General features: G+C 38.5%; 10 protein-coding genes. 4 read left to right on the plus strand and 6 right to left on the minus strand.

The genetic code is table 11. From position 1 onward, the window contains the following. The 3 genes from tpiA to eno are packed head-to-tail and all read left to right on the plus strand — an operon-like array spanning position 1 to position 3,591. Positions 1 to 762, plus strand: coding sequence for a triose-phosphate isomerase (tpiA, locus tag AC6BKE_RS07745; RefSeq protein ID WP_036124043.1), 762 nt, complete (start codon positions 1 to 3; stop codon positions 760 to 762). Next, complete coding sequence (gpmI, locus tag AC6BKE_RS07750; RefSeq protein ID WP_036124040.1) at positions 755 to 2,296, plus strand: 2,3-bisphosphoglycerate-independent phosphoglycerate mutase; 1,542 nt, start codon at positions 755 to 757, stop codon at positions 2,294 to 2,296. Before tpiA ends, gpmI begins: the two co-directional genes overlap by 8 nt. A gap of 2 nt (positions 2,297 to 2,298) precedes the next feature. Next, positions 2,299 to 3,591 carry a phosphopyruvate hydratase gene (gene eno, locus AC6BKE_RS07755; protein WP_036124037.1) on the plus strand — a complete coding sequence of 431 codons (1,293 nt, stop codon included), beginning with the start codon at positions 2,299 to 2,301 and terminating at the stop codon, positions 3,589 to 3,591. Positions 3,592 to 3,744: 153 nt separating this feature from the next. Here the strand turns inward: eno and dltD are convergent, their stop codons facing one another. From dltD to AC6BKE_RS07785, 6 genes are all read right to left on the minus strand, one after another. Further along, entirely contained in the window at positions 3,745 to 4,920 is a 1,176-nt protein-coding gene (gene dltD, locus AC6BKE_RS07760) for a D-alanyl-lipoteichoic acid biosynthesis protein DltD (RefSeq protein ID WP_058844371.1), read from the minus strand. Further along, entirely contained in the window at positions 4,917 to 5,150 is a 234-nt protein-coding gene (gene dltC / locus AC6BKE_RS07765) for a D-alanine--poly(phosphoribitol) ligase subunit 2 (protein WP_036121183.1), read from the minus strand. The genes dltD and dltC overlap by 4 nt, the downstream gene beginning before the upstream one ends. Before the next feature lie 41 nt (positions 5,151 to 5,191). Then, positions 5,192 to 6,355, minus strand: a complete 1,164-nt coding sequence (dltB, locus tag AC6BKE_RS07770) for a D-alanyl-lipoteichoic acid biosynthesis protein DltB (protein ID WP_036121180.1) — start codon at positions 6,353 to 6,355, stop codon at positions 5,192 to 5,194. After that, the gene (dltA, locus tag AC6BKE_RS07775) at positions 6,352 to 7,827 is read right to left on the minus strand and encodes a D-alanine--poly(phosphoribitol) ligase subunit DltA (protein ID WP_271910891.1); all 1,476 of its coding nucleotides are present in this window, start codon (positions 7,825 to 7,827) and stop codon (positions 6,352 to 6,354) included. The genes dltB and dltA overlap by 4 nt, the downstream gene beginning before the upstream one ends. 17 nt (positions 7,828 to 7,844) lie before the next feature. Continuing rightward, complete coding sequence (locus tag AC6BKE_RS07780) at positions 7,845 to 7,982, minus strand: teichoic acid D-Ala incorporation-associated protein DltX (RefSeq protein WP_036121175.1); 138 nt, start codon at positions 7,980 to 7,982, stop codon at positions 7,845 to 7,847. A gap of 278 nt (positions 7,983 to 8,260) precedes the next feature. Next, entirely contained in the window at positions 8,261 to 9,907 is a 1,647-nt protein-coding gene (locus AC6BKE_RS07785; protein WP_271910890.1) for an alkaline phosphatase, read from the minus strand. Positions 9,908 to 10,897: 990 nt separating this feature from the next. On the opposite strand from AC6BKE_RS07785, the gene AC6BKE_RS07790 reads away from it, so the two are divergent. After that, positions 10,898 to 11,368 carry a flavin reductase family protein gene (locus tag AC6BKE_RS07790; protein ID WP_036121167.1) on the plus strand — a complete coding sequence of 157 codons (471 nt, stop codon included), beginning with the start codon at positions 10,898 to 10,900 and terminating at the stop codon, positions 11,366 to 11,368. The last annotated feature ends 25 nt before the right edge of the window (positions 11,369 to 11,393 follow it).

Genomic DNA, 11,393 nt, shown 5'->3' on the forward strand with positions numbered 1-11,393 from the left:
ATGCGTAAACCAATTATTGCGGGTAACTGGAAAATGTTTAAAACATTTGAAGAAGCTATTCAGTTTGTAGATGCAGTACAGGATAAACTTCCTACCAATGACAAAGTAGATGCTGTTGTTTGCGCACCAGCTCTTTACCTACCTACACTTGTGCAGGTTGCTAGTGAGTCAGAGTTGGCGATTGGTGCACAAACAATGCACTTTGAAAATGAAGGTGCCTTTACTGGTGAAATTAGCCCAGCCCAGCTAGCAAGTGTAGATGTTGACTATGTCATTTTAGGGCACTCAGAACGTCGTGAATACTACAATGAAACAGATGAAGCGATTAATAAAAAGGTAGCAGCAGCGCTTGCACATAATATCGTGCCAATTATTTGCTGTGGTGAAACACTAGAGGAACGTGAGGCTGGCACGACAGAGCAAAAGGTGGCTGGACAAATTAAAGCGGCACTTGCTGGTTTTGATGCACAGCAAGTTGAGCATATGGTCATTGCCTATGAACCGATTTGGGCGATTGGTACTGGTAAAACTGCTACAGCAGACGATGCAAATCAAGTATGTGGAGCGATTCGTGCAGTTATCGAAGAGCTATATAATGCTGAAACGGCGAATGCTGTACGCATTCAATATGGCGGCAGTGTGAAGCCTGATAACATTCAGGAGCTTTTAACGAAAGAGCATATTGATGGTGCTTTAGTTGGTGGAGCAAGCTTACAGCCAGAATCTTACTTAACATTATTGGAGGCGGCAGCAAATGCCTAAAAAGCCAGTAGCATTAATTATTTTAGATGGCTTTGCATTTCGAGATGAAACATTCGGGAATGCAGTAGCACAAGCCAACAAGCCAAATTTTGATCGATATTGGAGTCAATATCCTCACGCTACATTAACTGCGGCGGGAGAAGCCGTTGGATTACCTGACGGCCAAATGGGGAATTCTGAGGTAGGGCACTTAAATATCGGTGCTGGACGAATTGTTTATCAAAGCTTAACACGCTTAAATAAATCGATTCGTGAAGGGGATTTCTTTACGAATCAAGCGTTTTTAGATGCAGTAGCATATGTAAAAGCTCATCACTCCAAGCTCCATGTTATGGGCTTATTATCAGATGGTGGTGTTCATAGTCATTATGAGCATATGTTTGCGCTATTAAAGCTAGCTAAACAGCAAGGATTAGATGAAGTTTATGTACATGGTTTCTTAGATGGACGTGATGTTGGTCCAACAACGGCATTAGACTATATCGAAGAAACAGAAAAACAAATGGCTGAAATGGGTATTGGTCAGTTTGCTTCGATTCACGGACGTTATTATGCAATGGATCGGGATAAGCGCTGGGATCGTGTCGCTCTCACGTACAATGTACTTGTTGATGGTGTTGGTCAAACAGCAGAAAGTGCAAAAAGTGGTGTAGCAGCATCCTATGAGCGTGAAGTAACCGATGAATTTGTGATTCCCTTCAGCATTCAAGAGCATGGTGAGCCAGTAGCAACAATTAGCGATCATGATGCAGTGATTTTCTTTAACTTCCGTCCTGATCGTGCTATTCAGCTATCCACAGTGTTCACAAATGAAGGATTTGATGGTTTTGCTGTATCTGCAAAGCATCCAAAGAATTTAAAATTTGTATCCTTCACACACTATAGTGATAACGTCAATGCACAAGTTGCTTATGAAAATGACAACTTAAAAAATACGATTGGTGAAGTACTAGCAACGAATGGGAAAACACAGTTACGCATTGCTGAAACTGAAAAATACCCACATGTTACATTCTTTATGAGTGGTGGACGTGAGGAAAAATTCCCAGGTGAAGAACGTATTTTAATTGCCTCTCCAAAAGTGGCAACATATGATTTAAAACCTGAAATGTCTGCCTATGAGGTAACAGAAGCCTTGCTTGCAGAAATTGCTGCTGAGAAATTTGATGGCATTATTCTCAACTTTGCCAACCCTGATATGGTGGGTCATAGTGGAATGCTTGAGCCAACGATTAAAGCGATTGAAGCGGTAGATGAATGTTTAGGCAAAGTAGTAGATGCTCTTCTTGCAAAAGGAGGCGCAGCTATTATTACAGCTGACCATGGTAATTCTGATGAAGTATTGACTTTAGCAGGTGAGCCTATGACAGCTCATACAACAAATCCTGTTCCAGTAATTGTGACAAAAGCAAATATAATGTTAAGAAATGGTGGTATTTTAGCCGATTTAGCACCAACCATGTTAGAATTATTAAAGGTGTCACAGCCTACTGAAATGACAGGACAATCATTAATTGAAAAAGAGGAGAATTAATTATGCCATTTATTACACAAGTTTATGCGCGCGAAGTTTTAGACTCACGTGGGAACCCAACAGTAGAGGTTGAAGTATTTACAGAATCAGGCGCATTTGGACGCGCAATCGTACCATCAGGTGCATCGACAGGTGAATACGAAGCGGTGGAATTACGCGATGGTGACAAATCTCGTTACCTAGGCAAAGGTGTATTAAAAGCAGTTGAAAATGTAAACACAATTATTGCGCAAGAATTAGAGGGTAACTATTCAGTTCTTGACCAAGTTGTCATCGACAAAGCTTTAATCGAGCTAGATGGCACAGAAAACAAAGGCAAGCTAGGTGCCAACGCAATTCTAGGTGTATCGATGGCAGTTGCACATGCTGCGGCAGATTATTTAGATGTACCTCTTTATCAATATCTTGGTGGGTTTAACTCTAAACAATTACCAGTACCAATGATGAACATTTTAAATGGTGGAGCTCACGCAGATAACAATGTAGACATTCAAGAATTCATGGTTATGCCTGTTGGGGCTGAATCTTTCCGTCATGCATTACGCATTGGCGCTGAGATTTTCCATAGCCTAAAAGCGGTTCTAAAAGCAAAAGGCTACAACACGGCAGTAGGTGATGAGGGTGGTTTCGCACCAAACCTTGGCTCTAACGAAGAAGCGATTACAGTTATCTTAGAAGCGATTGAAAAAGCAGGCTACAAACCAGGTGAAGAAGTTCGACTTGCTATGGACGTAGCATCATCTGAACTATTCAACAAAGAAGATGGCAAATATCACTTAGATGGTGAAGGTGTTGTGAAAACTTCTGAAGAAATGGTTGATTGGTACGAAGAGTTAACAAACAAATACCCAATCATTTCAATTGAAGATGGCTTAGACGAAAACGACTGGGCTGGCCACAAGCTATTAACAGATCGCATCGGTAGTCGTGTGCAATTAGTAGGTGATGACCTATTTGTAACAAATACGAAAAAATTATCGGCTGGTATTGAGCAAGGCGTAGGAAATGCAATCCTAATCAAAGTAAACCAAATCGGTACATTAACTGAAACATTTGAAGCAATCGAAATGGCGAAACGTGCTGGTTACACAGCTGTTATCTCTCACCGTTCTGGTGAATCAGAAGATGCAACAATTGCAGATATCGCCGTTGCTACAAATGCTGGTCAAATTAAAACAGGTGCTCCTTCACGTACAGACCGTGTAGCAAAATATAACCAACTTCTTCGCATTGAAGATCAACTTGGTTCAACAGCAGAGTTCCTTGGATTACAATCTTTCTACAACCTTAAATAATAGACAAAAAATGCCTCAAAGTTTATTGATACTTTGGGGCATTTCTTTTTGTGCCTATTGAAGTGGAAATCAACGGCTTTACTTTATGTCATTATAAAAGAAAAAAACTGTAGACAAACTCTCAATTTTTTTGAGTTTGTCTACAGTTCCTTTTTATGGCTGTGCCCAATGTTGGTCTAGTTCTTGATCGAGATAGACCCAGCCCTTCCAGGCAATATGAATCGTATCCATTATAAAATAAGGGTCATATTCATGGTCTGTAAAATCAACGTAGTCAACATTGGCAGCCTTTAATACTTGCTGCATCTTATCATAGTACTGCTGACGACGTTCCTCTGGATAGCCATTATAATCATACCAGTAGCCATTAACCGGAATGGATACGAATAATGGCTTGGCACCAGCATCTTTTAACACATCCATGACCAATTGAAAATCTTTATATTCCGGAGACTTCGTGTAATCCTCTTTCTTTCGCATTCCTTTAAACTTTGAAAAATTAGCATTAACAAGTCGCTGGTAAGCGCGATTTTCAATCATGTAGTCATTGGAAACACGTTTCTTTCCGTACGCCTCAGCATGCTGTAATTGCTGTTCAAAGCTTTGATTGGCAATGAGCTTGTCATTGCTTTTTAAGTGATGACCTTTACGTGGGAAAAGGGAATAATATAAATCCTTCTTTTCTAGCAATTCCTTATGGAAGCGCCCTGCCACCATCGCCAAACGTCCCGTAATCGGCTTTTCCTTACCGTTTGACATTTGATATTGATACATCGTTTTTAAGAGACGATCCCGCTCAACGGTATCAAATTCTAGCAGTCGTTCCATGGCGCGTTTACGAAGGTCGGCATCCATCTCTTGATTAAAAGCTAAATCATAGGCATGTAACATCGAATAATTCGGTGAAAAGTGAAATTCACCCATGCCCTTTTCTGTAAACCATTGTGGGGAGATGATGAAAACTAATTTTTTATCCTTTAAATTTCCCTCTTGAGCAGCAAAATTTAAAAAATGAGTAATGGACTGCATTCCCCCACGCCCAATCATAAATGTTGAATACGGCGCTTCAGATGCTCGCGCATAATTATAGGGATGGAAAGGGTCAAAACGATTTAATTCAGAGGAGCCATACAAAGGCATGGAATGAGGCTCCTGTAACATGCGTTCCTGTAAATACGTACCTTGAAAGACAAGTGGAGACATGTTTGTTTTGGCTTGCTCCACATCCTCATCGGAAATCCACGCCTTGATCCATGCATTCGGAAAGAAGACAAAGCCAGTAAAAAGAGCAAAGGCGATAAATAGAGAGAGAAAGCCTTTCTTCATCATTGTCTTTCAGCTAATTTCCCTACAATTCGATTCGGTGTATTCCATTCTTCACGATTAAAATCAGTTATAGGTACAGAAATATTAAAGCGGTTTTCAATTTCTACTAATAAATTAATTGTCCCAAACGAATCTAGCAAACCTTCTTCAAATAAATCAATATCTGGGTTCTCTACAATAATTTCATCTTCACATAACTCGACTAGCATTTCTAAAACTTGTTGTTGATCCATTAATAATTCTCCTTTATTGAACAGGCTCTTTCAGCCCTTGGTTAAAATAATTTGCCAGAAAAAATATAGAAGCCAAAGCATACGGCATTAAACGTAATGAAGACGCCAATAGCATGGGTCCACTTATTTTTAGGCCAGCGCTTATGCTTTTTATTCCAGCGTTCAAACTTATCAAAGCTAATAATTAATAGGGCATGATAGAGTCCGTAGACCACAAAGTGCCATTCTAGGCCATGCCAAATACCCATTAAAAAGAATAGTAAAAAGAAGCCTATATACGAAATAGCGAATTTATTTTTCAGCCACTTTTTCTTCGTCATCCAAAGCACAAAGCGCATATAGACGTAATCTCTAAACCAAAAGGAAAGACTCATATGCCAACGGTTCCAAAAGTCTTTAATATTGCGACTTGCGAATGGACGATTAAAGTTAATAGGCGTTTGTATGCCCATTATTCGGCTCACACCAACAGCAAATGCACTATAGCCAGCAAAATCAAAGAATAAGTAAAAGCTATACATATACATATACGCTAATTGCCCCTGGAAAGGTGTCAAATAGTTATACGTATGATTTGGCAAATAAATGAGGGTGTAGTTGTAAATTAAATACGCCAAAATAAATTTATATAAAAAGCCGACAAAGATATAGTTGAGCCCACTTAACAGCAGCTTTTGATAATCCTCCGAGGAAGGTACAGTATGAAAATCCTTTGTAAAACGTCGCCAGCGATCAATCGGCCCTGATGATACTGTAGGGAAGAATAGTAAGAAATACGCTAGCTCTATGACAGGAATTTTCTCTTTCATTAAGCCGTCACGGGTTTCTAAAATCATTTGCACTGCTTTAAATGTAATGTAGGACACACCAAGGAAGCCAAATAAATGATGTAATCCAAGAATCGGTAGTACCTTCACAAGGACAAGTGGTAATATCGACAAGAGTACAGCTATTATAAAGATTGTTCCACTATTTTGCTGAAGGCGGTAACGCTGATAAGCCACAATAAGGACTATCTGAAAGACCGTAAATAGAATGAGCGAAATGGACCCATTCAATGAATGTCCAAAGATAAGAGCTAAGACAATCAATGACACAAATAGATTATAGTATTTAGAAGATTTGCCTTGTAAACCCAATAGGATTGTTGGTAGTAATAAAAGTCCGATGATCACAAAGAATGCTATATTTCCATAAGGCGTCATACTGTTTCCATAACCGCCAATCCTTTACGATCAACCTTACCGTTCGGATTTAATGGTAAAGCGTCCATATATTTAAACGTTTTTGGTACCATATAAGCAGGCAAATACTCTGATAGAAGTGTTTTTAACTGCTTTGTCATTTTGAAGGGAGAGTCTGTTAATGGCTCGCGCAAAACAACATGTGCACTAAGCGAGATGATCTCCTTTTCTTTATAAATCGGTACAACAACACAGCTTGAAACGGGTGGTAGGTTGCTAATTTGTTTTTCAATTTCCTCAATTTCCAAACGATAACCATGTAGTTTAACCTGGAAATCCTTGCGCCCAGAAAAGAATAAATAACCATCCTGCTCATAGCCTAAATCACCTGTTAGATAGATGCGTTGTTCAGCTACTGTTGAAAAAACCTTCGCTGTTAAATCAGGCGCTCCCAAGTACCCTGCACTGACAGTTGGGCCTGAAATAACAATTTCACCATCTTCTAATAAAGCGACGTTCGGCTCCGTTATAGGGGCAATCGGTAATTGTTCAAAGCGTTCCACTAATGCTTTAGACACCTCTACATAGGATACCGCGACCGTTGTTTCCGTAGGACCGTATAAATTATAAATGGTAGCCTGTGGAAAGCGTGACATTAACTCTTTACATACCGCTATTGGTAAAACCTCGCCGCAAAATAAAAAAGTATCTAATGTCGGTATGAGCTGCTGGTTCCACTCTTTGTTCATTAAACACATCTTGGCGAAGGAAGGTGTAGAAGTCCAAACACGAGTATTCGACGTAGCTAAAGAATCAAATAATGCTTTAGGATTGGCGATTTCTTGCTGTGTAATCGCGTAAAGTGTGTGACCTCCAACAAGAGCCGGGTACAGATCCATGACAGATAAATCAAAGGAATAAGGCGCTTGATTTAAAAATACACCGTCGTCCTGTAAAGGGAAGTTTTCGTGCATCCAAGAGACAAAATGTGCTAAATTACTAGCTGTTATTTGGACACCTTTTGGTTGACCAGTTGAACCAGAAGTGTAAATAATATAATGGATTTCCTCGTTTTGCACCCATGTCGCTGATGATAGGGTAACGTCCTTTGAGGAACTCGCTAAGACATCACTCACCGCCATAACAGGGATATTCGTGAGCATGTGTAATGGCTCTGTTGTCAATAATAAACCTGCTCCAGATGCTTCTAAAATAAGCTGTAATCTTTCTATTGGCGTTGAAGAGTCAACAGGTACGTATGAGTGACCAGCTTTTACAGCACCTAAAAAGGCGACAATTTGTAGAGGGGACATATGTCCATAAACGACAATAGGTTGTTGTCTCCGCAAGTTAAGCTTCATCAGATAATCAGCTACATTATCCGATAAGTGCCAAAGCTCACCGTATGTTAAGGAAGCATGGTGCGTTTGATAAGCAGTTTTTTGTGGCTGCTGGAGGGCCACGCGTTCAATAGCTGCTAAAATACTTAACATTATAAAATCTCCTTTATTTAAAATTCCGTATATATAAATGGTCCAGCGTTCATATCATGGAAACCATGTATAAGAAACAGCAGTACCAAAACGATCAAATAAAATAGCGTCAAGGCAATAAAGCGCAAAGGCTCGTTATTTTTGATGGATTGCATTTGTCCACCTCCAATGAAAAAAGTATAGGATTAAATTTTCAAAAAATAGTAATTTACTAGTGAAAAATCCTTACCTTATGTTTTTAACACTGATTTGACGGAATGTGGAGAAAAATGTTGCTGAATTAAGGTGAATTCAGTAAATCATAAGATTAATTTAAGGTAAATTTAAGGTTATGGGGGAAAGTGTGGATTTTACAAACTATTGGTTGGTCTTTTTATGTAAAAAAAGCACGAACATAAGGGAATAATCTCAACTTATGTTCGCGCTATTGTTTTTATTTCACGGCATTCAAAACTTTTTTTGATACATAAAATTCAGAGCCATTATAGATATTTATTGTGTCAAATGTATGGGTCTTTACAGTGTTTGTTGAAGTTTGCTCATACAGCATTGTGTTTTTATTGACTGGGATTTTCACCATCACATCTGCCTTTTGTGCAATAAATGTTGGGTTTTCTTTATCGGATAAGTCAATTTTTGTTGTAAAGCCTTTTTCCGTAAATGCCTTTGTTGCTGGCACATATAAATCATTTGTAAGTGTATTTAAGTCAAAGCCCATGAATTGCGCCATTGTATGAGCTAAATCAGTGTTTTCTACTAGTCCTGTCAGCTTAGATGGACCGAATGAATATAAAAACACATCCTCACCGGTATGACCACCTGTCGTATAGCCAATGTTCGCACGATTTGCCAGCATTTTGACCATCTCACTGCCTAAGTCTTTAGAAAGTTTTAGTTTAGTCAATTCAGTCTTTGTTAATTGATCTAAGCCATAAAGGGCAGCCACTTCTTTTAAATTAGAACGGTCTTCTTTTAATTGACTTAATGCTCCCTCAACGGTCATGGACGCTTTTTTCAACGGATCAATGTAAGCAGAGACTGGAATACTGGAGTAGGTATTAGTCGTGTTGGCATTCCCCATCGTAATCCCGCTATTTCCATGGTCTGTTACGGCAATAACTAATGTATTGCCATCTTCCTTCGCAAAATTAACCGCTTCTTTTACAGCATCATCAAACGATAAAATATCGCTAATGATACCGATTGTATCGTTGGCATGTGCTGCCCAGTCGACCTTGCTACCTTCAACAAAGAGGAAGAAGCCGTCCTCATCCTTTTTTAGCGTATTGATTGCCTTGTTCGTCATTTCAGCAAGCGTAGGCTCGGATGCTCTTGTTTTAGCGCGATCTAAATCATAGGCAAGTGCACTTGGTGCAAAGCTTCCCCAAATTTTTGAAGACTGACTTTTGAATAGTTCATCACGTGTTTGAACTAAATCATAATTTTTTTCTTTCAGAACCTGGATTAAATCCTCGCCATCTTGACGGGCATTTTTTGTAGTTCCTGGTGACAGCGACTCTAAGCCACCACCTAAAACGACGTCAATATTTTGGTAAACTTGCTGTTCAGCAATATCACCATATTGACTTCTATTGTTAACATGCGCTGAAAAACCAGCTGGCGTTGCATGTTGAATTTCAGAAGTAGAAATCAGTCCAGTCGCCTTGCCCTTTTGTTTAGCTCCTTCTAGCACATTGGCTACAGGTCGGAAGGCATCTTGTTGAGAAATTTGTGCTAAACCAGGGGAATTAATCACGGATGGTAAAACGCCTACATATTTATCATTCGATTTATGACCAGTTGCTAAAGCCGTAGCAGCAGGCGCAGAATCTGTAATGGCTGATTCAGCAGAATACGTGCGCATAGCACCAGATAAAATCTCATCCATTGCTAAGCCCTCACCCTTATACCAACGAGAAAGGGTAACCGCATTATTACTGCTCCCATCCATTACAAGCATAATGACATTTGTCGGTTTCTTTACTTCGGCTGCTTCTACCTCTTGTTGTGGGATACTAACTGCGGATAACGTTACAGCACTTGCTAAAAACAATGAAGTCCATTTTTTTGCGTATTTCATGATTTTCCTCCTTTAAATGATTTCAATTGTAAGTGTAAAGGAAGGGTGTAAAGCTACTGTTAAATATTTGTTAATAAAATATGGTAATACTGTAAATGAAGAGATAAGAATGGAAGGAATCTGTGCGTTTATCACATGGATTCGATTGAGGCAGTATAAACTTTGGTGATGCTGTGAGCCGTCTAATTTAAGAACTTCATCCTCGATTAATACTTCTTCAACCGTTTAAATTTCAATTTTTGTTAAATAGCCAGCATTGTCATAGTCACTACAATAAATGGAGTCTTTGCATAAGCATAATTGGCACTAGTCGCAGCAAATAAATATCAGTAGTCCATAAATGACTTAACTTAGTTTTTCATCATGAAAGATGATACCAATGACCATTAACACTAACTTGCCAAATACACTTAACTTCTGCGCATTTAAAATCATTTGGTTCAACAGTGGGTTTGCTTAGTTTGAAAGCCGTAGCTAATGATGCCGCCAATAGGTAATTTTCATTGCCGATTAGTTCACTAAATATATGTTGCCTCAGAAGTATGTAAAAATGCTTTGGAGGCAACTTTTTATTACCGTGTATAGTACAAGTTCTATTAAATGGCAAGCCGTCACCATGCCATAGTTCAATTATTAATAAACAATGGCATGAAGCAATCTATATAGATATTTCCCTTTTTAGCTTATAAACAGGCGATAAATAGAAATATTTTTAGATTTTTCAGTTAATTCCAGTGTGAATCGATAAAAATATTGATATAGTTTTAGATAAAGAGAGTTCAAACGAAATATAACATATTAAACTAGTAGATTATCAAATCGAACAAAAATATCATTTTGTTAAAATAGATAAAAATGATTTTTTATAGAAAAAAGAGGTTTAAAGTAGAAAAATAATTTTATTTGATTTCACTATTTGAAATATAATGCATTTCAAGGAGAAGAGAAGTTGTTATGATACTGATAATAAATTAAAGGGGGGTGCTATAAATGGATACAAAATTACTTAGACAAACATTTGGAAAATTTCCTACAGGTGTGACGGTCGTTACTTGGTTTGATGGTGTGGGGATTAATGGGATTACAGTGAACTCATTTACTTCAGTTTCGTTAGAGCCTGCTCTAGCACTAGTATCTATTGATAAAAAAGCAAATGCGTTATCTCAAATGAAAAACAATGCATTTACAATTAATATTTTATCAGATCAACAGGAGTCTATAGCATGGCAGTTTGCAGGACGTAAGCAAGAAGGGCTTGAAATTACATGGATTAAAGATGGTATAGCTCCAAAAATTGAAGATGTTTGTGCTTTTATCGAATGTAAGCCATGGAAAGAAGTGGATGCGGGAGACCATGTTTTATTTATAGGAGAAATCCTTAATTTTGGACGCACTAATAGTGAAGCGCTTACATTTTTTGAAGGCAAGATGGGCTCGACAAAACAGTTCATACAACAATAGTTATTTAGTAGAGGGGATTATTAAT

Source organism: Lysinibacillus sp. COL-1 (genome assembly GCF_059814265.1).